The organism is Buttiauxella sp. B2, from assembly GCF_006376615.1.
GTDB lineage: Bacteria > Pseudomonadota > Gammaproteobacteria > Enterobacterales > Enterobacteriaceae > Buttiauxella.
Window position 1 is genome coordinate 78,146 of record NZ_VEXQ01000003.1, and the last position, 20,082, is coordinate 98,227.

Annotated in this window: 22 protein-coding genes and 1 riboswitch; of the genes, 13 read left to right on the plus strand and 9 right to left on the minus strand. The window is 50.4% G+C overall.

Going from position 1 to position 20,082, the window contains the following annotated elements; translation table 11 throughout:
• Positions 1–53 precede the first annotated feature (53 nt).
• The 3 genes from FH968_RS05335 to bioA form a co-directional block, all read right to left on the minus strand.
• A complete protein-coding gene (locus FH968_RS05335; RefSeq protein WP_139878111.1) occupies positions 54–530 on the minus strand; it encodes a kinase inhibitor in 477 nt (158 codons plus the stop codon).
• Between the two features lie 14 nt (positions 531–544).
• Entirely contained in the window at positions 545–1,225 is a 681-nt protein-coding gene (locus FH968_RS05340) for a type 1 glutamine amidotransferase domain-containing protein (RefSeq protein WP_139878112.1), read from the minus strand.
• 70 nt (positions 1,226–1,295) lie between these two features.
• Positions 1,296–2,585 carry an adenosylmethionine--8-amino-7-oxononanoate transaminase gene (gene bioA, locus FH968_RS05345; RefSeq protein ID WP_139878113.1) on the minus strand — a complete coding sequence of 430 codons (1,290 nt, stop codon included), beginning with the start codon at positions 2,583–2,585 and terminating at the stop codon, positions 1,296–1,298.
• An 89-nt stretch (positions 2,586–2,674) separates the two neighbouring features.
• Between bioA and bioB the strand changes: the two genes are divergently transcribed.
• The 5 genes from bioB (at position 2,675) to FH968_RS05370 (ending at position 7,022) form a co-directional block, all read left to right on the plus strand.
• Positions 2,675–3,715 carry a biotin synthase BioB gene (bioB, locus tag FH968_RS05350; protein WP_139878114.1) on the plus strand — a complete coding sequence of 347 codons (1,041 nt, stop codon included), beginning with the start codon at positions 2,675–2,677 and terminating at the stop codon, positions 3,713–3,715.
• Complete coding sequence (gene bioF, locus FH968_RS05355; protein WP_139878115.1) at positions 3,712–4,863, plus strand: 8-amino-7-oxononanoate synthase; 1,152 nt, start codon at positions 3,712–3,714, stop codon at positions 4,861–4,863. The genes bioB and bioF overlap by 4 nt, the downstream gene beginning before the upstream one ends.
• Positions 4,847–5,605 carry a malonyl-ACP O-methyltransferase BioC gene (gene bioC, locus FH968_RS05360; RefSeq protein ID WP_139878116.1) on the plus strand — a complete coding sequence of 253 codons (759 nt, stop codon included), beginning with the start codon at positions 4,847–4,849 and terminating at the stop codon, positions 5,603–5,605. Before bioF ends, bioC begins: the two co-directional genes overlap by 17 nt.
• On the plus strand, positions 5,598–6,281 hold the full coding sequence (bioD, locus tag FH968_RS05365) for a dethiobiotin synthase (protein ID WP_139878117.1): 684 nt from the start codon (positions 5,598–5,600) through the stop codon (positions 6,279–6,281). Before bioC ends, bioD begins: the two co-directional genes overlap by 8 nt.
• Before the next feature lie 222 nt (positions 6,282–6,503).
• Positions 6,504–7,022, plus strand: a complete 519-nt coding sequence (locus tag FH968_RS05370) for an AlpA family transcriptional regulator (RefSeq protein ID WP_139878118.1) — start codon at positions 6,504–6,506, stop codon at positions 7,020–7,022.
• A gap of 44 nt (positions 7,023–7,066) precedes the next feature.
• Here FH968_RS05370 and FH968_RS05375 read toward each other — a convergent pair whose 3' ends face one another.
• A complete protein-coding gene (locus FH968_RS05375) occupies positions 7,067–7,777 on the minus strand; it encodes an ABC transporter ATP-binding protein (protein WP_139878119.1) in 711 nt (236 codons plus the stop codon).
• Between the two features lie 816 nt (positions 7,778–8,593).
• Here FH968_RS05375 and uvrB point away from each other — a divergent pair.
• Complete coding sequence (uvrB, locus tag FH968_RS05380; protein WP_139878120.1) at positions 8,594–10,609, plus strand: excinuclease ABC subunit UvrB; 2,016 nt, start codon at positions 8,594–8,596, stop codon at positions 10,607–10,609.
• Between the two features lie 49 nt (positions 10,610–10,658).
• Here the strand turns inward: uvrB and yvcK are convergent, their stop codons facing one another.
• Complete coding sequence (gene yvcK, locus FH968_RS05385) at positions 10,659–11,567, minus strand: uridine diphosphate-N-acetylglucosamine-binding protein YvcK (protein WP_139878121.1); 909 nt, start codon at positions 11,565–11,567, stop codon at positions 10,659–10,661.
• Between the two features lie 205 nt (positions 11,568–11,772).
• Positions 11,773–11,901: riboswitch (molybdenum cofactor riboswitch) on the plus strand.
• On the opposite strand from yvcK, the gene moaA reads away from it, so the two are divergent.
• The 6 genes from moaA (at position 11,889) to FH968_RS05415 (ending at position 15,440) form a co-directional block, all read left to right on the plus strand.
• Positions 11,889–12,878 carry a GTP 3',8-cyclase MoaA gene (gene moaA / locus FH968_RS05390; protein ID WP_139878122.1) on the plus strand — a complete coding sequence of 330 codons (990 nt, stop codon included), beginning with the start codon at positions 11,889–11,891 and terminating at the stop codon, positions 12,876–12,878. It overlaps the preceding riboswitch by 13 nt.
• A gap of 55 nt (positions 12,879–12,933) precedes the next feature.
• Positions 12,934–13,446: a molybdenum cofactor biosynthesis protein B gene (moaB, locus tag FH968_RS05395; RefSeq protein ID WP_139878123.1), complete on the plus strand. Its 513-nt coding sequence runs from the start codon at positions 12,934–12,936 to the stop codon at positions 13,444–13,446.
• 3 nt (positions 13,447–13,449) lie between these two features.
• Positions 13,450–13,947 carry a cyclic pyranopterin monophosphate synthase MoaC gene (gene moaC, locus FH968_RS05400; protein ID WP_139878124.1) on the plus strand — a complete coding sequence of 166 codons (498 nt, stop codon included), beginning with the start codon at positions 13,450–13,452 and terminating at the stop codon, positions 13,945–13,947.
• A complete protein-coding gene (moaD, locus tag FH968_RS05405; protein WP_139878125.1) occupies positions 13,940–14,185 on the plus strand; it encodes a molybdopterin synthase sulfur carrier subunit in 246 nt (81 codons plus the stop codon). Before moaC ends, moaD begins: the two co-directional genes overlap by 8 nt.
• Position 14,186: 1 nt before the next feature.
• A complete protein-coding gene (gene moaE / locus FH968_RS05410; protein ID WP_139878126.1) occupies positions 14,187–14,639 on the plus strand; it encodes a molybdopterin synthase catalytic subunit MoaE in 453 nt (150 codons plus the stop codon).
• Between the two features lie 90 nt (positions 14,640–14,729).
• Positions 14,730–15,440, plus strand: coding sequence for a Bax inhibitor-1/YccA family protein (locus FH968_RS05415; protein WP_034456535.1), 711 nt, complete (start codon positions 14,730–14,732; stop codon positions 15,438–15,440).
• A gap of 12 nt (positions 15,441–15,452) precedes the next feature.
• On the opposite strand, the gene FH968_RS05420 is transcribed toward FH968_RS05415, so the two are convergent.
• From FH968_RS05420 to FH968_RS05430, 3 genes are read right to left on the minus strand one after another with little or no spacing between them, the layout of a single operon-like run.
• On the minus strand, positions 15,453–16,463 hold the full coding sequence (locus tag FH968_RS05420) for a YbhN family protein (RefSeq protein ID WP_139878127.1): 1,011 nt from the start codon (positions 16,461–16,463) through the stop codon (positions 15,453–15,455).
• On the minus strand, positions 16,463–17,704 hold the full coding sequence (clsB, locus tag FH968_RS05425; protein ID WP_139878128.1) for a cardiolipin synthase ClsB: 1,242 nt from the start codon (positions 17,702–17,704) through the stop codon (positions 16,463–16,465). The genes FH968_RS05420 and clsB overlap by 1 nt, the downstream gene beginning before the upstream one ends.
• Positions 17,701–18,459 carry an endonuclease/exonuclease/phosphatase family protein gene (locus FH968_RS05430; protein WP_139878129.1) on the minus strand — a complete coding sequence of 253 codons (759 nt, stop codon included), beginning with the start codon at positions 18,457–18,459 and terminating at the stop codon, positions 17,701–17,703. Before FH968_RS05430 ends, clsB begins: the two co-directional genes overlap by 4 nt.
• 132 nt (positions 18,460–18,591) lie before the next feature.
• Here FH968_RS05430 and FH968_RS05435 point away from each other — a divergent pair, with 132 nt between their 5' ends.
• Positions 18,592–19,005 carry a YbhQ family protein gene (locus FH968_RS05435; protein WP_139878130.1) on the plus strand — a complete coding sequence of 138 codons (414 nt, stop codon included), beginning with the start codon at positions 18,592–18,594 and terminating at the stop codon, positions 19,003–19,005.
• Here the strand turns inward: FH968_RS05435 and FH968_RS05440 are convergent.
• Complete coding sequence (locus FH968_RS05440; protein WP_139878131.1) at positions 18,967–20,073, minus strand: ABC transporter permease; 1,107 nt, start codon at positions 20,071–20,073, stop codon at positions 18,967–18,969. The genes FH968_RS05435 and FH968_RS05440 overlap by 39 nt on opposite strands.
• Positions 20,074–20,082 lie beyond the last annotated feature (9 nt).

Sequence of the window (20,082 nt, forward strand, 5' to 3'; positions counted from 1 at the left end):
AAGTTGAGCGAAACGGGAAGCCGATTGTGCAAATCGGCTTCATAAAAAGAGGATTAACTGAACATCGCGGTTATAGAAGCACTTCCTAATGAGTGGAAATGGACGTTAAAACCCACCATGGCACCCGATGCCTGTTCGTCAACTTCGAGTTGTTCAACGTCGATGGCGTGAACGGTGAAAATATAGCGATGGGTTTCACCTTTTGGCGGTGCCGCACCACCATATCCGCTTTGGCCGAAATCGGTACGCGTCTGAATTGCCGGTTCTGGCAAGTCTGCTAAATCCGAGCCGGAGCCTTGTGGCAGCACGCGAGTATCAGCAGGTAGATTCGCCACAACCCAGTGCCACCATCCAGAACCTGTTGGTGCGTCCGGGTCATAACACGTGACGACAAAACTTTTGGTTCCCGCAGGGACCTCATCCCACGCCAGATGGGGTGAAATATTGTCGCCTTCGTAGCCCATGCCGTTAAGAACGTGGCGTTGGGGGAGCTTTTCGCCTTCTTTAATGTCCTGACTAATGAGTTTCATAGCGCTCCTGCTCATCAGAGTTTAAGTAATTTCAGCAGTTCTTCAGCAGCAATCGCTGAAGACGCCGGATTTTGTCCAGTAACCAAATGCCCATCAACTACTGCGAATTCGCCCCAGTCATCGGTACGTTCGAACAAACCACCGGCTTTTTTCAGTTCATCTTCCACCAGGAAAGGGACGACAGCGGTTAAGCCAACGCCTTCTTCTTCGCTATTGGTAAAACCGGTCACCCGTTTGCCTTTAACCAATGGTGTGCCGTTCGGTTTTGCCACTTTGCGCAATACACCAGGCGCGTGGCATACCGCACCGACTGGTTTACCTGCCGCCCAAAATTGCTCAATCAATTTGATTGAATGTGGGTCTTCAGCAAGGTCCCATAATGGCCCGTGGCCGCCGGGATAAAAAACAGCGTCAAAATCATCGGCGTGAATACTTTCAAGCTTTTCGGTATTGGCTAACAGTTTCTGTGCAGCCGTGTCGTTTCGGAAACGGCGAGTATCATCCGTTTGCGCGTCTGGTTCGTCACTCTTGGGATCGAGCGGCGGTTGCCCACCTTTTGGCGAGGCAAGCGTCACGTTCAGCCCCGCATCATGAAAGACATAATACGGCGCGGCAAACTCCTCAAGCCAAAAGCCTGTGGGTTTGCCTGTATTACCTAGTTGATTGTGCGAGGTTAAAACCATGAGGATTTTCATCTAAGTCTCCCTGTTGGGCGCATGAAAAGATCCTCGAAGTGTAGTGCATCAACGAGCGTATTGCTGGTTCTCAGTTTTTGAAAAATGCAGGATTCTCTACAGCTTCTGCTACGGCGTTAATCAGTTTGGCCAGCTGCTCATGGTTGATGACGTAAGGCGGCATCAAGTAAATTAAACGCCCAAACGGGCGAATCCAAACACCTTGTTCAACAAAGAATCCCTGAAGTGCTGCCATATCTACCGGATGATGTGTTTCTACCACACCAATCGCACCAAGCACGCGCACATCCGCTACTTGCTCGCATTCCTGCAAAGGTTTAAGTCCTGCCAACAACTGCTGCTCCAACGCAATCACTTGCTGCTGCCAGTGACCTTCCTCCAGCAATGCGAGGCTTTCCGCAGCGACCGCGCAGGCCAGCGGATTACCCATAAACGTTGGGCCATGCATAAAGCAACCGGCTTCGCCGTCGCTAATTGTTTCTGCGACCAAACGTGTGGTTAGTGTGGCGGAAAGCGTCATCGTGCCGCCGGTTAACGCTTTACCAAGGCACATAATATCCGGTGAAATCCCTGCGTGTTCACAGGCAAACAGTTTGCCGGTACGACCAAAACCAGTCGCAATTTCATCGGCAATCAGCAAAATTCCTTCACGGTCACACATGCGCCGAATACGGCGTAGCCACTCAGGGTGATAAAAACGCATTCCACCCGCACCCTGAACAATCGGCTCAAGGATGACGGCGGCAATTTCGTGGCGATGTGCGGCCATCAAACGCGCAAAAGGCACGATGTCCATCTCGTCCCACTCATTGTCAAAGCGGCAATTTGGCGCGGGGGCGAACAAGTGCTCCGGCAGATAACCCTGCCACAGACTGTGCATCGAGTTATCCGGGTCACAGACTGACATCGCACCAAAAGTATCGCCGTGGTAACCATGACGGAAGGTAAGAAATCGTTGGCGTGGCTCACCTTTTGCGTGCCAGTACTGCAATGCCATTTTCATCGCGACTTCGACGGCAACAGAACCTGAGTCAGCAAGAAACACGCATTCAAGATTTTCTGGCGTCATGGTGACCAGTTTACGGCACAGCGCGACAGCTGCCGGGTGCGTGATACCGCCAAACATCACGTGTGACATCTGGTCAATCTGGTCTTTCATCGCTTGATTTAAGCGCGGGTGATTGTAGCCATGAATCGCAGCCCACCACGATGACATCCCATCAACAAGGGCTTTACCATCAGCAAGTTGCAATTCGCAGCCTGAAGCCGCCACAACGGGATAAACCGGTAATGGTTGGGTCATAGAAGTGTACGGGTGCCAGATATGTTGTTGGTCGAACACTAAATCAGCAGGGGTCATAGGGTGACTTGTAAACCATTTGAAAAAGATTTAGGTTTACGAGTATAACGTCAATCAACGGCTAACAACACCCTTTTTGGAGACGCCCAATGGCTCACCACGCACGCTGGTCAATGTCGCAGGTCACTGCTTTATTTGAAAAACCTTTTCTCGAACTGATGTTTGAAGCGCAACAGATTCACCGTCAGCACTTTGATCCTCGCCATGTTCAGGTCAGCACGCTGCTGTCGATTAAAACCGGTGCATGCCCGGAAGATTGCAAATATTGCCCACAAAGTGCGCGATATAAAACTGGGCTTGCCTCCGAGCGCCTGATGGAAGTCGAGCAAGTTCTGGATTCGGCGCGTAAGGCATTGAATGCCGGCTCTACCCGTTTCTGCATGGGGGCCGCCTGGAAAAACCCGAATGACCGGGACATGCCGTATCTTGAGCAAATGGTGCAGGGCGTGCGCGAAATGGGGCTGGAAACCTGCATGACGCTCGGTACGTTAACTGGCGCGCAAGCGCAGAGGCTTGCGCAAGCAGGGCTTGATTACTACAACCATAACCTTGATACCTCTCCAGAATTCTACGGCAATATTATTACCACTCGTACCTATCAGGAACGCCTCGATACACTGGATAAAGTGCGTGGTGCTGGAATTAAAGTTTGCTCTGGCGGCATCGTTGGCTTGGGAGAAACGGTAACGGATCGCGCCGGATTGCTGCTGCAATTAGCCAATTTACCGACGCCACCGGAAAGCGTGCCCATCAACATGCTGGTGAAAGTGAAAGGTACGCCGATGGCAGATAACGAAGACGTCGATGCGTTTGATTTCATTCGCACCATCGCCGTGGCACGCATCATGATGCCAACCTCTTTCGTGCGGCTTTCTGCCGGGCGCGAACAGATGAGCGAACAAACTCAGGCCATGTGTTTTATGGCTGGTGCAAACTCGATTTTCTACGGCTGCAAGCTGCTTACTACGCCAAATCCTGAAGAAGACAAAGACCTGCAATTGTTCCGCAAACTTGGGTTGAACCCACAGCAAACCACCACCCATGCTGGCGATAACGAACAACAGCAGCAGCTGACCAATCAATTGCTTTCAGCGGATACGGAGAATTACTACAACGCGGCGGCAGTATGAGCTGGCAGCGCAGAATCGACAGTGCGTTAGAACAGCGGCGCGCAACGGACAGCTTTCGAGTCCGCCTGGCTAACCAACAAGGTAGCGCACGCTACCTTGTGCAAGACGGCACCCGTTACCTGAACTTTTCCAGCAACGATTATCTGGGAGTCAGCCAGCACGCCGAAGTAATTACCGCCTGGCAGCAGGGGGCTGAGATTTACGGTGTCGGAAGCGGTGGTTCCGGGCATGTCACTGGCTATAACGAAGCGCATCAGCAATTTGAACAGCAGTTGGCTGCCTGGCTTGGGTTTCCCCGAGCGCTACTGTTTATCTCAGGTTTTGCAGCCAACCAGGCGGTGATTGCTGCATTGGCTGAAAAAACCGACAGCATCATCGCCGATAAACTTAGCCACGCATCACTTCTGGAAGCGGCGATGCACAGCCCAGCGCAGTTGCGGCGTTTTGCCCATAATGATGTGGCATCACTGCAAACACTGTTAGCGCAGCAAACTGATGGCGAACAACTGGTGATCACCGAAGGTGTGTTCAGCATGGACGGTGACGCGGCGCCTTTGGCTGAAATTGCACAAGCGACCCGTTATGTCGGTGGGTTGCTGATGGTTGATGATGCCCATGGTATCGGCGTGATAGGCAGCGAGGGGCGCGGGAGCTGTTATCAACAACAGGTTCAGCCAGATATATTAGTGGTGACGTTTGGTAAAGCCTTTGGTGTAAGCGGGGCCGCCGTTCTGTGTAGCGAGCCGATGGCGAATTATTTGCTGCAATTTGCCCGACATCTTATTTACAGCACCGCTATGCCGCCTGCGCAGGCTTATGCGTTATCAGCTGCGTTAGATGTGGTTCGTCGTAATGAATCAAGGCGTGTGCAATTGCAGGCCAATATTGCTCGTTTCCGCAAAGGAGCCGAGCAATTGCCGCTGAAACTCATGGCCTCGCAAACCGCCATTCAGCCCCTGATTGTGGGTGAAAACCAGATTGCGGTGAACCTGGCAGCTACCCTGCGTGAACAAGGGTTTTGGCTGACGGCAATTCGCCCACCAACCGTGCCGGCAGGTACCGCAAGGCTGCGTGTGACATTAACGGCCAGCCATACTTCTGATGATATCGACAGTCTACTGGAGGCGCTGTATGACGCGACACGTTAATAAAGCCGCCGTCGCTGCCGCATTTGGACGTGCAGCAACCACCTATGACTGCCATGCGCAACTGCAACGCGCTAGCGGCACATTGCTTACCGAGATGCTTGAAGGCCGGGATATATCAACCGTACTGGATGCAGGATGTGGCACCGGTTGGTATAGCCGGGCGTGGCGTGAAAAAGGTTGCCATGTGACGGCTTTGGATCTCTCTGCCACCATGCTCAGCCATGCCGAACAACAAGGCTGTGCGGACCGTTACCTTGAAGGTGATATCGAAGCCATAAATCTTCCCGATAGGCATGTTGACCTGGCGTGGAGCAATTTGGCAGTGCAGTGGTGTAATGAGTTGCGCAGCGGTTTGAGAGAGCTTTATCGTGTCACTCGCTCTGGCGGTTGGGTGGCATTTACCACGCTTGCTGCGGGCTCAATGTGCGAGCTGCACACGGCGTGGCAAGCGGTAGATGAACGGCCTCACGCCAACCAGTTTCTTCCTTTCACAAGTATTCAGGATGCTTGCGAAGGCTGGCGCTGCTCGCTGCAAATTCATGAGATTAGCCAATCGTACGATAGCGTGTTGAGTGCCATGCACTCGCTAAAAGGCATTGGGGCGACGCACCTTCATGATGGGCGTAAAGCCTCATTAATGACCCGCCAACAATTGCAAAAATTAAGCCTTGCCTGGCCACAAAAAGAGGGGCAATTCCCCTTAACCTGGCAACTCGTTTGTGGAGTCATTGAACGTGATTAAAAAATGGTTTGTTACCGGGACCGATACAGAAATCGGTAAAACAGTCGCCAGTTGTGCTTTGCTTCAGGCCGCAACTCAGGCGGGTTACCGTACCGCAGGCTATAAACCCGTCGCATCGGGAAGTGAGATGACAGCGCAAGGCATTCGCAACGGCGATGCGCTGGCGCTACAGCGTAATAGCTGCGTCAAATTAGATTATGAACAGGTTAACCCGTTTGCCTTTCTGGAGCCGACATCCCCACACATTGTGAGTGCACAAGAACAGCGGCCCATTGAGTTTTCACAGCTTTCCGCGGGCCTTGAAGCGCTTTCAACTCAGGCTGACTGGTTACAGGTTGAAGGGGCGGGCGGCTGGTTTACGCCACTTTCTGCCAGCACAACTTTTGCTGACTGGGTGATAACAGAACAACTGCCAGTCATCCTGGTTGTTGGGATAAAACTGGGCTGTATCAATCATGCAATGTTAACCGCGCATGCAGTGCAACACGCAGGGTTGCGTCTGGCTGGATGGGTTGCCAACGACGTTCAACCCACGGGGAAGCGCCATGCAGAGTATATCGCTACGTTGTGTGATGTTTTAAAAGCGCCGATGTTGGGGGAGATTCCTTTCTACCCAAATATCGATGAACAAACGGTTTTCGGTAACCATTTGGATATTTCCCTTCTTTCGGCTTAGTTCACAAACCCTCAGTACATTTCTGCAACGCCCGAAAAATCTTTCGGGCACTCTTCCTGAAACTGCCAACGCTCAGAGCTTCTTTTTGAAGAAAAACCGGACACGAGTAGATTATTCTTTAATTTATATTGTCAGTTGACAACTTTGTTAAGAGTATGGACAGGAGGCTTAATGACAAAGCCTGCCCCCAGTCATCAGACATTAAGTTTCAAGGTGCAGAACATGTCAGAGTTTAGTTTCACATTGATTTTTACGTTGCCAGAAAAAGGCCAGAATCCTGCCGAATGGGTTGAAGCGTTGGGTGCGCAAGGTTGTGATGACGCGCTGGTTGGCGTAGGGGTAACTGGGCGTATTGCATTGAATTTTATTCGTGAAGAACAAGATGCAAAACAGGCAGTTGTTTCAGCAATCAAAGACGTTAAGCGGATTATTCCGGGCGTTGCATTGGTCGAAGTGATGCCCGATCTGGTTGGGCTGACGGATATTGCGAAACTGCTGGGGTTTTCACGACAGTACATGCGTAAGGTCATGGTGAGCCGGGAGGCTTTCCCGCAGCCGGTGCATGACGGTAAAACAGCTATCTGGCATCTGGAATCGGTGCTGCGTTGGATGCGCGATGCAGGGATTTCAAAAGTGCCTTTACCACTGTTAGAGCTCTCGGCCATTACACGGCAATGCAATTTGCAACGGGAACTTGCCTTTCTCGATCCGAATGTACAGAAACAACTGGGCCAATTGTGACGGCAGAATCCAGCTGGGTAATTCTTGCCGTCAGTGACAAACCATTATGAATCTATCCAGCTGGAGACAAGCTTGTCATCAAGTAGTGCTACGTTTCCCTGCGCCACATTACGGCCTCGGTGAAGCAGGCAGAATCGGTCCGCAACGCGACGAATAAACGACAACCGCTGCTCGACCAACAGAATCGTCAGACCAAAGTCCCGGCTTAACCTTCGGATGATATTACCTAACTCATGGATAAAACGCTGGCCACTACCAAAAGTGGGTTCATCAAGGATCAGTAGTTTGGGTTCTGTCACTAACGCTCGAGCCAAAGCCAGTTGCTGTTGAAGATCGCCGGACAGGTCACCTCCACGAGCATGGCGCACAATATAGAGCTCAGGAAAAAGCTCATACACCATGCCTGGTATGGAGCGTTTGTGTACATTCGCGGCCAACAGCGCAATGTGCAGGTTTTCCTCAACACTCAGTTGGGAAAATATTCGTCTGTCTTGTGCGACATAGCTCATTCCCAGCGCTGCCCGGCCTTCAATAGGCTGGGTGAGTAAATCCTGCGGTGGGTGGCCCGCCTCAAGCCAGGTAATGCTGCCACTCTGCACTGGTAAATAACCTGTGATGCAGTTAACCAGCGTTGTTTTACCCATTCCGGGCGCGCCGAGAACACAGGTGCACTCACCAGGTGTCAGCTCAAGATCCAGATTCCACAGAATATGGCTTGCACCATAAAACTGATTAACAGCACGCAGACTCAACATCAGCATTCTCCTTCAGGCAGGGTTAACAACGCAGTGCTATTTCTGCAACACGAAGTATGACGAGGTTAAACAGTGCAATTCTCTTGCCACTAACCGGAGAGCACGCCAGAACATTGCAACTTTGGGAAAAGGCTCATGAAAAAGGATGAATAAACCTTCGTCCTCTACGACTTAAAAAACGGGATGCACTTTGTCGGTGCCGGGTTTTGGTGTGTTTGGTGCAAAGTCACTGTGTTGCTCCATACAAATGCGTAATTCGTGAGCAGGATCATAAGAAATAGTAGGTCGTTGGCCGATAAAAAAAGACTAAAAATAATCGTGAAAAATATTTTTCAGGCCCGACACAGAGAATTTAGGGTTTTTTGCGGTCTGCGCCGCAAAAGGGCTGAGAGCAGTTATCCACTATTCCTGTGGATAACCATGTGCATTAGAGTTAGAAAACTTGTGGTAAGCGAGAGCGGGCGCGGCTTGCGCATGAATTGACGCGAAACCAAACTTTTACAAATAACTGTTTAAAATCAATGTGTTTAATAAAATCAATCGTTGTAATAAAAGTGCCGCAGATGTTCCTTACGCTTTTATGACACTGCTTGACAAATGTTAAAAGGTAAAAAAATCTGGGGATAACCATTTTGGTCAGCTGAAATATCTGACAGTTGAGTATTTTACCGGCGAACCAAACGGCAAAGTGGCTAAGTACCATAAACTCAACAGTAAGGAACTGGTTTTTCATCCAGTATAATTTTCTGGCAAAATTTCCTGTGCCGAGTAAAATTATCCTCCGGCCCGCTCGTTTCTTCATCAGGTAGCCTCTTCATGAGTAAAGCGTTCAAATTAAATTCAGCATTCAAACCTTCTGGCGATCAGCCCGAGGCCATTCGCCGACTCAAAGAGGGTCTGGAAGATGGGCTTGCACATCAGACTTTGTTGGGTGTGACCGGCTCAGGTAAAACCTTTACCGTGGCGAATGTGATTGCTGATTTGCAACGCCCCACTATGATTCTGGCGCCGAACAAAACTCTTGCGGCTCAGTTGTACGGCGAGATGAAAGAGTTCTTTCCTGATAACGCGGTAGAGTTCTTCGTCTCGTATTACGACTACTACCAGCCAGAAGCCTATGTGCCGAGCTCCGATACTTTTATCGAAAAAGATTCTTCCGTGAATGAGCATATTGAGCAGATGCGTCTTTCAGCGACCAAAGCCTTACTGGAAAGACGTGATGTGATTGTGGTGGCTTCGGTGTCGGCGATTTATGGCCTGGGCGACCCGGACTTGTACCTGAAGATGATGCTGCATCTCACCAAAGGGATGATCATCGACCAGCGTTCGATTATACGTCGCCTTACTGAGCTTCAATATGCCCGTAACGACCAGGCATTCCAGCGTGGCACATTCCGCGTTCGTGGTGAAGTGATTGATATCTTCCCGGCAGAGTCGGATGACCTGGCGCTACGTGTCGAGTTGTTTGATGAAGAGGTTGAGCGGCTTTCGTTGTTTGACCCGCTGACCGGGCAAATCGACAATGTTATTCAGCGTTTCACCGTTTACCCTAAATCGCACTACGTCACACCGCGTGAACGTATTTTACAAGCGATGGAAGAGATCAAAGTGGAACTGGCTGACCGTCGAAAAGTCCTGCTGGCAAACAATAAATTGCTTGAAGAGCAGCGCCTTGCACAGCGTACCCAGTTTGATTTAGAGATGATGAACGAACTGGGCTACTGCTCAGGGGTAGAAAACTATTCACGCTTCCTTTCTGGCCGTGGCCCAGGCGAGCCGCCGCCAACGCTGTTCGATTATCTCCCAGCAGACGGCTTGCTGGTGGTCGACGAATCCCACGTCACCATTCCGCAAATCGGCGGCATGTACAAAGGCGACCGGTCGCGTAAAGAAACGCTGGTGGAATATGGTTTCCGCCTACCGTCAGCGCTTGATAACCGTCCGCTGAAATTTGAAGAGTTTGAAGCGCTTGCCCCACAGACTATCTATGTCTCGGCAACGCCGAGCAACTACGAGCTGGAAAAATCTGGCGGCGATGTTGTCGATCAGGTCGTCAGACCAACCGGTTTGCTGGATCCCATCATTGAAGTTCGTCCGGTTGGTACTCAGGTTGACGATCTGCTTTCTGAAATCCGAAAGCGCGTTGAAATTAACGAACGTGTTTTGGTCACTACGCTGACCAAACGTATGGCCGAAGATTTGACGGAATATCTTGAGGAACACGGAGAACGGGTTCGTTACCTGCACTCAGACATCGATACCGTCGAGCGTATGGAAATCATCCGTGATTTGCGTCTTGGTGAGTTCGATGTGCTGGTGGGCATCAACTTGCTACGTGAGGGGCTAGACATGCCTGAAGTGTCGCTGGTGGCGATTCTGGATGCCGATAAAGAGGGCTTCCTGCGTTCCGAGCGTTCACTCATTCAGACCATTGGCCGTGCGGCGCGTAACATCAACGGTAAAGCCATTCTTTATGGCGACAAAATTACTGCGTCAATGGCGAAAGCAATTAGCGAAACGGAACGCCGCCGTGAGAAGCAACAGCGCTATAACGAAGATCACGGTATTACACCGCAAGGGCTGAACAAGAAAGTTGTGGATGTTCTTCAGCTTGGTGAAGGGATGGCGAAAACTAAAGGCAGAATGAAGAGCAAAGCTCGCAGCGTGATTGAAGATGATGAAATCATTCTGACACCTAGAGCACTGCAACAGAAAATCCATCAGTTAGAAGGGAAGATGTTGGAACATGCGCAGAATCTGGAGTTTGAAGAAGCAGCTCAAATTCGTGACCAACTTCATCAGTTACGGCAGTTGTTTATAGCGACTTCGTAATTATCAATTATTGGGCGGGTAAGCATTTTACCCGCCGTGAACAATGGGTTTATCCGAGTTGCTGAATGGCTTTTTCCAACGCCTGGCGAAGCAATTGCCTGTCGTGACGATAGCGAATATCGCGCGCTTCCAGCGGTTCCTGAATTATTACTCGGTCAGTAATTTCAGAAACATCAATCTGCGGGCCAACCACCACCGCATCAACAATACGTTTACCTACTCGCTGTTCCATTATGTCTAATGTTTGCCCGAGCGAGAGACTGGCTGCGGCGGTGCTCAGCTCTTTACCCAGATTACTAATAAAAACGACCGGCGCTGGAGTGCGGCGCAGCGCTTGGTCCATATCCTCAAGTAGCAATATCGGCATTAGACTGGTGTAAAAACTTCCAGGACCAATCAGAATCAAATCAGCTTCAGCAATGGCCTGCACCGCTTCGCGAGTAGCGTGTGCCTTGGGGTAAAGCGATAATTCCTGTGGCGGTGAGGAAAGCTGGTCGATATCCACTTCACCATAAATAAAATGACCGTCTGCATCTGTTGCCATCAAATCAACCGGCTGTTCGGACATTGGGATCAGAAATGCATCCACTTTTAGCAGGTTGCGAATGAGGTTGATAGCTTCTAAAGGCCGCACGCTGAGGTGATCTAGCGCCTTTAACATCATATTTCCGAGGTTATGCCCCGATAGTTCGCCATTACCACCAAAACGATACTCAAACATAGCCGAAGCAACGCTTTGTTCAGTAATTAACTGATTTAAACAGTTGCGCATATCACCCCAGGCAATACCCCCTTCAGAGCGTCGAATTCGCCCCGTAGAACCGCCGTTATCAGTGGTGGTAACAATGCCGGTTAAACGTGAACCCAAAGAGGAGAGGGACGACATGACCCTGCCCAGACCGTGCCCGCCGCCAAGGGCGACCACCCGGTCCAAATCCGCAAACGTACGATTGCGCATAACTATTCCTTATGACGAACTATCGAAATAAGGTAGCGCAAAAGATCTCAAAATACGATTCAGCATCCGGCGTTAATGATGTATATCAAAGCAAAAGTTCGCTTTTCGCGTAGCCTGTGGCGAAATTAAGCGATTAGCTCGTTATATATATATTTATATAGCGAAACCTGTTATGGCGAATAATGTCATCACGCGCTACTATCGCTCTAACACACACTAAGCCTCAGGACCTAAGTCGAAAGATATGGTGCTTTGGCCGTGACCTTGAGTCACCAGGGTGCAGAAAGAAATGCCTGCATCTCCCGTATTTGGAAGGTGTACATGGCTACCCAACTTACCGATGCTTTCGCTCGTAAGTTTTTTTACCTGCGTTTGTCAATTACTGACGTTTGCAATTTTCGTTGCAACTATTGCCTACCTGATGGCTACAAACCTCACGGCGTGGCAAATAAAAGCTTCCTTAACGTCGATGAAATTCGTCGCGTCACGCGCGCATTTGCGGCCCTCGGTACTGAAAAAGTGCGTCTGACGGGCGGCGAACCCTCTTTGCGTAAAGACTTCACTGACATCATCGCGGCTGTACGCGAAAACCCAGGTATTCGCCAGATTGCGGTCACTACCAACGGCTATCGTCTTGCGCGTGATATCCAGCAATGGCGTGATGCCGGGCTGACGGCGGTGAATGTCAGCGTCGATAGCCTCGATGCTCGCCAGTTTCAGGCGATTACCGGGCAGGATAAATTCCGCCAGGTGATGGACGGCATTGATGCCGCTTTTGCCGCAGGTTTTGAGCGCGTGAAAGTGAACACTGTGCTGATGCGTGGCGTGAATCACCATGAACTCGATACCTTCCTCGCGTGGATAAAACCGCGTCCTGTCCAGCTTCGTTTTATCGAACTGATGGAAACTGGCGACGGCGGCGAACTGTTCCGCAAACATCACATTTCCGGCAAAACTATTCGTGACCAATTGCTGGCTCGCGGTTGGGTTCACCAACTACGTAGCCGTAGCGATGGCCCAGCGCAAGTTTTCTGCCACCCAGATTATCAGGGCGAAATTGGTTTGATCATGCCGTATGAAAAAGACTTTTGTGCCAGCTGTAACCGCCTGCGCGTGTCGTCGGTAGGCAACTTGCACTTGTGTTTATTTGGCGAGCAGGGCATATCTTTGCGTGATTTGCTGGCAGATGACGGGCAAATCGACGAACTCGAAGCGCGAATTGCCGAGGCCTTAACGCACAAAAAGCAGACCCATTTCCTGCATGATGGCGATACCGGCATCACTCAGAATCTGTCCTATATTGGTGGGTAATGTGGTGGGTAAAAGCAAATCAACGGGTAAAACCAGATAAAAAAGGAAGATATCAATGAGCCAGGTGAGCAGCGAATTTATCCCACTACATATTGCTATTCTGACCGTCTCAAGCCGTCGCGGTGAAGCAGACGACACCTCAGGACATTATCTGCATGAGGCCGCTACGGAAGCGGGTCATAAAGTTGTCGCTAAAGTGATGGTGAAAGAAAATCGCTACGCAATTCGCGCCCAGGTTTCACAGTGGATAGCGGATGAAGATGTTCAGGTCGTGCTGGTTAACGGTGGCACTGGTTTTACCGAAGGCGATCAGTCTCCCGAAGCATTGCTGCCGCTGTTTGACCGTGAAATCGAAGGATTCGGTGAAGTATTCCGCATGCTCTCTTTTGAAGAGATAGGCACGTCAACGCTGCAATCGCGCGCGCTGGCAGGTATTGCAAATCGTACGCTGATTTTTGCCATGCCGGGTTCTACCAAAGCTTGCCACACAGCCTGGGAAAATATCATCCAACCACAGTTGGATGCCCGCGTGCGCCCTTGTAATTTCCACCCACACATCAAGAAATAAACTATGTCGCAACTGACCCATATTAATGCTGCTGGCGAAGCGCACATGGTCGACGTTTCCGCCAAAGCAGAAACCGTACGTGAAGCACGTGCAGAAGCGTTCATTACCATGGAAGCCGAGACGCTGGCCATGATTATCGAGGGCAGCCATCACAAAGGTGATGTGTTTGCTACTGCACGAATTGCCGGTATTCAGGCGGCGAAACGCACTTGGGATTTGATCCCGCTTTGCCACCCGCTGATGCTCAGCAAAGTCGAAGTAAATTTAGCCGCTGAGCCTGAACATAACCGTGTGCGCATTGAATCAGTCTGCCGTCTGACGGGTAAAACTGGCGTTGAAATGGAAGCGTTAACTGCCGCGTCGGTTGCTGCGTTAACCATTTATGACATGTGCAAAGCCGTGCAAAAAGACATGGTGATTGGCCCGGTTCGCCTGCTGGCAAAAAGCGGTGGCAAGTCGGGCGACTTTAAGGTGGAAAGCAAGGTGGAAAGTAATGATTAACGTACTTTTCTTCGCCCAGGTGCGTGAGCTTGTTGACTGCGATAGCCTGCAACTGGACGCCATTTTTGGTGATGTCGAACAATTGCGCCAAAACCTGGCAGCCAAAAGTGAACGCTGGGCGCTGGCGTTGGAGTCGGGAAAGCTGTTGGCTGCGGTAAACCAGACATTAGTGAGTTTTGACCATCCGCTTACCGACGGTGACGAAGTCGCATTCTTCCCGCCGGTCACTGGAGGCTGAAATGGAAAACACCCGAATCCGCGTCAGCCACGAAAACTTCAATGTTGGCGATGAATACCAGTGGCTTGCGCAATGTGATGAAGACGGTGCCGTGGTGACGTTTACCGGCAAAGTTCGTAATCACAATCTTGGCGATAGCGTGAGTGCTTTAACGCTCGAACACTATCCAGGTATGACTGAAAAGGCGCTGGCAGAAATTATTGAAGAAGCGCGCAAACGCTGGCCGCTGCAGCGCGTGAGTGTGATTCACCGTATTGGCGAATTGTGGCCAGGTGACGAAATTGTTTTTGTTGGTGTCACTGGTGCGCACCGTAATTCCGCGTTCGAGTCTGCACAATTCATTATGGATTATCTGAAAACACGCGCACCGTTCTGGAAGCGCGAAGCCACGACTGACGGTGACCGCTGGGTTGAATCACGCGAAAGCGATAAGCAGGCTGCAAAGCGCTGGTAGCGTGCACGCGGGGTGGGATGTGTTAATCTTAATAACGGTGGGCTAAGTTGCCCAATATTCAGGTTTATTGACTTCACTTAAGGAAGCATCATGGATCGATTCCCACGTTCCAATGACACCATCGTGCAGCAAGCCCGTACCGGTTTGCAGGCATACATGGCACAAGTTTATGGCTGGATGACCTGCGGCCTGTTACTGACGGCATTTGTCGCCTGGTATGCGGCGAATACTCCAGCAGTAATGGAATTCGTTTTTTCCAGCAAAATCACTTTCTTCGGTTTGATTATCGTGCAGTTGGGGTTGGTATTTGTGCTCTCGGGCATGGTGCATAAACTCAGCGCGGGTATGGCGACGAGCTTGTTTATGCTGTATTCGGCATTAACGGGTCTGACGCTTTCGAGTATTTTTATCGTTTACACCTACTCGTCCATCGCCAGCACCTTCGTGGTCGCAGGTGGCATGTTCGGTGCCATGAGCCTGTACGGTTACACCACCAAGCGTGACCTGAGTGGTTTTGGCAACATGCTGTTTATGGCGCTTATCGGTATCGTTCTGGCATCACTGGTGAACATGTGGCTTAAAAGCACGGCACTGATGTGGGCTGTGACGTATATCGGTGTAATCGTGTTTGTTGGCCTGACAGCCTATGACACCCAAAAGCTGAAAAACATCGGCGAACAAATCGATACGCGTGATACGCAAACCATGCGTAAGTATTCGATTCTTGGCGCACTGACGCTGTATCTTGACTTTATCAACCTGTTCCTGATGCTGTTGCGTATTTTCGGTAACCGTCGCTAATTCAAACAGCCCTCATCCCGACGATTGTTTTCCCCCTCTCTCAGACAGAGGGGTTGGGTGAGGGCAGTTTAAAACCTTTTCGTTCTTCACCCGTATCTTCTTCGCCCGACTCTCCAGCCATAAATAACAAACAATCGCTAACAGCAGTGGGGCGATAAAATAGAGCATTCGGTAAGCCAGTAATGCAGCAATAATAGTGCCATTACTGACATGCTCTCCGGCCAGCAACGCAATAAACACCGCTTCCAGCACACCAATTCCTGCAGGAATATGCACAATCACCCCAGCAATACTGCTCACCAACAACACACCTAATACGAAGAAATAACTCACGTCCTGACCCAGCAATAACCAAATAATTGCCCCCATCACCATCCAGTTGGCGCTCGAAATAGCCATCTGCATCAGGGCAAATTTAAACGATGGCAGTACCAGTCGCTGGCCCTTTATCGTCATATGGCGATGTTTGGCAAAGGCACAAAACCACAGATACACCGCAATAATAGCCAGTAGTACGCCACCTAAAACCCGCAGTGTTGTCTCATCGATGTACCAGTGATTCGGTAGTTGCACCACGTCAACGGTAAAAATCACGCCAGCTAAAAGAATGTAACCCAGCCAGTTGGTCGAAATGCTCAACGAGAAGATGCGCGTAATGGTGGCGTTGGGTAGCCCCAGGCGTGAATAAAGCCGATAACGCATGCCAATACCGCCGACCCAGGTACTCAGCGTCAGGTTGAATGCGTAACAGATAAATGACACCAGCATGACCTGCCGTTTCGCCAATTTATGTCCGCAATATGCCCGCGCCAGTAAATCGTAACAGCCGTAAATCAGGTAACTCAGAATGACTAACCCAACCGCACTAAACAGTGCGAAGCGGTTATAGTTGCGAATAACCTCCCAAACCTCATCCCAATTTACCTTCGTTGCATACACCACCAACAGCACTATGACGGCAATGAAAAAGAGCCAGGTGAGAATTTTCTTTGCTTTGCGCCATTTTGGATGCGAATGCGACATCAGTATTTTACCCCTTGATCTTCTGCCTCAACTCTGTCCTGCGTTTCAATATGGGGCTGCGCAGGAGGCATAACTTGCGAGAGGCGAGGTGTATGCGCAGGTAACCAACCAACCATCGCCGGGAAGTGGCGCAAAAAGTGGAACGCCAACACGCTTTTTGCCAGGTTCCACCACGTCCGCTTAGGCAACATCGACTCGTCGACAGGATGGCAATCCCTGGCAATCAGGCCGCTCAGGTTTTCCCGCAATGTGCCATTGAAGGTGCGGTCATAGATAATCAGATTGGCTTCCAGGTTTAGTGACAAACTCAGCGGATCAAGATTACTGGAGCCTACCGTTGCCCAGTGGTCGTCCATCAGGGCAACTTTCCCGTGCAGGGGGCGGCGATGGTATTCATATATTTTCACGCCCGATCGCACCAGGTAGTTGTACAGCAGACGTGCGCCGACTTTCACAATCGGCATGTCCGGCTCGCCCTGCACAATCAGTTTTACCGATACGCCACGACGTGATGCGTTGCGCATTGCATGTAACAGCCGATAACCGGGGAAGAAATAAGCATTAGCGATAATCACTTCACGTTTCGCTTTGCTGAGCATTTTCAGGTAGTAACGCTCTATGTCGTCACGATGTAGGTTGTTGTCACGCCAGACAAACAAGGCTTGCGCTTCACCGGGTTTGAGATTTTCTTGTGCCGGATTACGCCGACGCCACCAACGGCGTTTATTGCTCTGGTCGGGCAGGTGGGAAATTACATATTGATAGATATCGTCCACGACCGGGCCTTCAACTTTCACCGAGTAATCCTGCTTGGCTTCCGGGCCGTAATCACTCATTTGCTCAGCGGAGTAGTTAATGCCGCCGACAAAAGCGACTTCACTGTCTACCACCACGATTTTACGATGCATACGGCGAAACAAATTAGTGCGCATACCAAACAGCAACGGGCGAGGATCGTAGTAACGGAACATGACACCTGCCGCGGTGAGTTGGTTAACAAACTCATCGCTTAAATCCGGTGAACCGTAGCCATCAAGCAGAACTTCCACGCTAACGCCGCGTTTAGCAGTATTCAGTAAGACGTCATGTAATTGTCGACCGACATCATCTTCAAACCAGATGAATGTCTCAAGAATCACTTTACTGCGAGCATGGTTGATGGCCTTAAACACCGCCGGGAAAAAATGGTCGCCGTTTTCGAGTAATGAAATACGGTTTCCGTCGCGCCAGTTATTTTTCATAAATGAATCTCCACGGCTAATGGCGCATGGTCCGAGAGATGCCGCCATTGGCGTAACGGTAGGGCCGTCGGCGCACTAGCGGAAGCATTTTTCACATAAATTCTATCAAGACGAAGAAGCGGGAAACGGGCTGGGAAGGTGCGTGCCGGGCGACCCCACGCACGGGTGAAAACTTCATCTAAACCGGTCTGTTTTAACTGTAAATTGGCGCGCTGCTGCCAGTCATTAAAATCACCGGCAACGACTACAGGCTCACCTTCCGGGAGTTCATTCACCAGTTTACACAACATTTTTAACTGCGCCCGGCGGTGTTCGTCATGCAAACCGAGATGCACACAAATGACATGTACGCGGATATTCGCGCCCGGCACATTCATCTGGCAATGCAACATGCCTCGTTTTTCATGGCCTGCGACCGAAATATCACGGTTTTCAAAATGGTGGATAGGGAAGCGCGATAACACCGCATTGCCGTGATGGCCTTCGGGGTAAACCGCGTTGCGGCCATACGCAAAATCATGCCACATCGTGTCGGCAAGAAATTCGTAATGGCTGGTATCTGGCCAATTTTCAATGTGCAGCGGATGGACAGCGTGTGCGCCCATAACCTCTTGCAGACAGACAATATCGGCAGAAACCGCACGCACCGCATCACGCAACTCCGGCAAAATGAAACGTCTGTTGAGTGCGGTAAAGCCTTTGTGTGTATTAATTGTGAGCACTTTAAAGGAAAAGTGCTGAGCCTTATTACCCATGCTTCTCCCGGCATTGTTAACATCCTGATGAAAATAAAGTGTAGTCTCTGTCACAAATAGGTGCCGGGTTACGGAATTTTCCGCATACTGCGGTACTCTGAATAACAGGAAATAGCGGCCAGGAGAGAAATAATGAAATGGCAACAACGTGTGCAAGTGACAACAGGCCTAAGCTGCTGGCAGATAATGCTGCACCTTTCAGTGGTCTTTGCGCTGCTCGTTGGCTGGAAAACCGCCACCTTGATTCACGTCGGCATTGGGTTATGCCTGGTGTATGCGGCAACGGTTATTTTGATGTTCGCCCTGCAGCGTGTGCGCACCGGACGTTTACGTGATATTGGCGATTTTCTTGAAGAGTTGACTACCACCTGGTATTTCGGCTCCGCAATGATTGCGCTGTGGCTGCTGTCACGCGTTGTCGAGAACAAATTTTTATTGGCAGGCGCAGGGCTTGCAATGATTGCAGGCCCAATTATCTATTCGCTGTTTGCCAAAGATAAAAAAACCTCAGGCAATTTTACGCCGAAACATCCAGTACGCCGCTGAACCCGTTGTGGCCGCTATCACTAATAGTGGCCACACACTTCCCCAAACGATGTCAAAACTCGCGTTCTTCAAATAAATCTGCTTGGTGATATCGGTGAAATGCCGAATCGGATTCGCCCATGTCAGGTTTTGCAACCATACCGGCATGTTCTCAACCGGGGATACATAACCCGAGAGCAAAATTGCTGGCATCATGAAAACAAACACTCCGATAAACGCCTGTTGTTGTGTGGAACAGAGTGCCGAAATCAACAAACCAAATCCCACCAGCGACAAACCGTAAATGAGCATCGTGAAGTAAAATAGCAGCAGCGAGCCGGAAAACGGAATGTGATAACCCCATATCCCAACGCCCAGCACAATGGTGGCCTGGCCGATAGCTACAATTTGCGCAGGCACGGCTTTGCCAACGAATATTTGCCAGGTCGCCAGTGGGGAAACCAGTAGTTGATCGAGCGTGCCTTGCTCGCGTTCGCGGGCTACGGAAAGAGAAGTCACAATCATCACGCCAATGGTAGTAATCATCGCAATCAGCGACGGCACTACAAACCATTTGTAATCCAGGTTTGGGTTATACCAGTTGCGCACCACCAGTTCGCTGTTGTTCGGCTTCGGCTGCCCGGACACCAGTTCCTGTTGGTAATTCTTCACAATTTGTTGCAGGTAGTTCGCGGCTATTTGGGCACTGTTAGAGTTACGCCCATCAAGAATGATTTGCAGTTTTGCTTGCTGCTGGCTGGCTATGTCGCGTGAGAAATTGGCCGGGAAGCGAATCAACAGCAGCGCTTTTTGGTTGTCGATAGTGGGCTGGATTTCCTGTGGGCTTTTCAGCAGCAACACATGGCTAAACGCTTTGGCGCGAGCAAAACGCTGGGTGAGCTCAACGGAATGGCTACCATTATCCTCGTTATAAATCGCGATGGTGGCGTTGGTTACTTCAAGAGTGGCGGCGAACGGGAACAGAACCACCTGCAAAACAACGGGCAGAATCAATATCGCGCGCGTTTGTGGCTCGCGCAGCAAGGATTGCAGCTCTTTGCGAATCAGTGTCCAGAGTCGATAAAACATAGCCTTCCC

Excerpts from the sequence above, each read along its gene's own strand:
- FH968_RS05415 (WP_034456535.1), top strand. The coding sequence starts at position 14,730 with ATGGATCGATTCCCACGTTCCAATGACACCATCGTGCAGCAAGCCCGT.
- FH968_RS05335 (WP_139878111.1), bottom strand. The coding sequence starts at position 530 with ATGAAACTCATTAGTCAGGACATTAAAGAAGGCGAAAAGCTCCCCCAA.
- clsB (WP_139878128.1), bottom strand. The coding sequence starts at position 17,704 with ATGAAAAATAACTGGCGCGACGGAAACCGTATTTCATTACTCGAAAAC.
- bioF (WP_139878115.1), top strand. The coding sequence starts at position 3,712 with ATGAGCTGGCAGCGCAGAATCGACAGTGCGTTAGAACAGCGGCGCGCA.
- uvrB (WP_139878120.1), top strand. The coding sequence starts at position 8,594 with ATGAGTAAAGCGTTCAAATTAAATTCAGCATTCAAACCTTCTGGCGAT.
- yvcK (WP_139878121.1), bottom strand. The coding sequence starts at position 11,567 with ATGCGCAATCGTACGTTTGCGGATTTGGACCGGGTGGTCGCCCTTGGC.
- FH968_RS05440 (WP_139878131.1), bottom strand. The coding sequence starts at position 20,073 with ATGTTTTATCGACTCTGGACACTGATTCGCAAAGAGCTGCAATCCTTG.
- FH968_RS05420 (WP_139878127.1), bottom strand. The coding sequence starts at position 16,463 with ATGTCGCATTCGCATCCAAAATGGCGCAAAGCAAAGAAAATTCTCACC.
- moaB (WP_139878123.1), top strand. The coding sequence starts at position 12,934 with ATGAGCCAGGTGAGCAGCGAATTTATCCCACTACATATTGCTATTCTG.
- FH968_RS05430 (WP_139878129.1), bottom strand. The coding sequence starts at position 18,459 with ATGGGTAATAAGGCTCAGCACTTTTCCTTTAAAGTGCTCACAATTAAT.
- moaD (WP_139878125.1), top strand. The coding sequence starts at position 13,940 with ATGATTAACGTACTTTTCTTCGCCCAGGTGCGTGAGCTTGTTGACTGC.
- FH968_RS05340 (WP_139878112.1), bottom strand. The coding sequence starts at position 1,225 with ATGAAAATCCTCATGGTTTTAACCTCGCACAATCAACTAGGTAATACA.
- FH968_RS05375 (WP_139878119.1), bottom strand. The coding sequence starts at position 7,777 with ATGTTGAGTCTGCGTGCTGTTAATCAGTTTTATGGTGCAAGCCATATT.
- moaA (WP_139878122.1), top strand. The coding sequence starts at position 11,889 with ATGGCTACCCAACTTACCGATGCTTTCGCTCGTAAGTTTTTTTACCTG.
- FH968_RS05435 (WP_139878130.1), top strand. The coding sequence starts at position 18,592 with ATGAAATGGCAACAACGTGTGCAAGTGACAACAGGCCTAAGCTGCTGG.
- bioB (WP_139878114.1), top strand. The coding sequence starts at position 2,675 with ATGGCTCACCACGCACGCTGGTCAATGTCGCAGGTCACTGCTTTATTT.
- bioA (WP_139878113.1), bottom strand. The coding sequence starts at position 2,585 with ATGACCCCTGCTGATTTAGTGTTCGACCAACAACATATCTGGCACCCG.
- moaE (WP_139878126.1), top strand. The coding sequence starts at position 14,187 with ATGGAAAACACCCGAATCCGCGTCAGCCACGAAAACTTCAATGTTGGC.
- bioC (WP_139878116.1), top strand. The coding sequence starts at position 4,847 with ATGACGCGACACGTTAATAAAGCCGCCGTCGCTGCCGCATTTGGACGT.
- moaC (WP_139878124.1), top strand. The coding sequence starts at position 13,450 with ATGTCGCAACTGACCCATATTAATGCTGCTGGCGAAGCGCACATGGTC.
- FH968_RS05370 (WP_139878118.1), top strand. The coding sequence starts at position 6,504 with ATGTCAGAGTTTAGTTTCACATTGATTTTTACGTTGCCAGAAAAAGGC.